At 41.5% G+C, this 369-nt stretch carries 1 protein-coding gene; it reads left to right on the top strand.

From position 1 onward, the window contains the following. Nucleotides 1-121: 121 nt before the first annotated feature. Nucleotides 122-369 (top strand): LysM peptidoglycan-binding domain-containing protein (locus H5186_RS22775; protein WP_182795068.1); only part of this gene is annotated, 248 nt, incomplete at its 3' end.

Genomic DNA, 369 nt, shown 5'->3' with positions numbered 1-369 from the left:
GATTTTGAAAACGCCAAAGTCAGCTTTTTTGAACTCGCCGATCACGATTGGTCAGTAGGCAACATCACCTAAACGTAGACTTGCTCTGGCGATATTTATATTTAGGGATAAGGATATTTCAATGATACAACAACACACCGTCGCACAAGGCGAAACTCTGCTACGCATAGCACGCCAATATGGTTATAAAACCTCAACCGCCTTGTATAACCACCCCAGTAATGCTGAATTTAGAGCGCTGCGCCCTGATCCAAACTTAATTTACCCGGGCGATAAAATTACTATTCCGCCAAAAAAAGAAAAGTTTATACCGCTGCGCGCCAATAGCCTAAATACGTTTGTTGTACAAAACGAAAAAGAATATTTTCG

The sequence above is a fragment of the Pseudoalteromonas sp. SG41-2 genome (assembly GCF_014164535.1).
GTDB classification, from domain to species: Bacteria; Pseudomonadota; Gammaproteobacteria; order Enterobacterales; family Alteromonadaceae; genus Pseudoalteromonas; species Pseudoalteromonas rhizosphaerae.
This window is presented reverse-complemented; position numbering and strand designations above follow the sequence as displayed.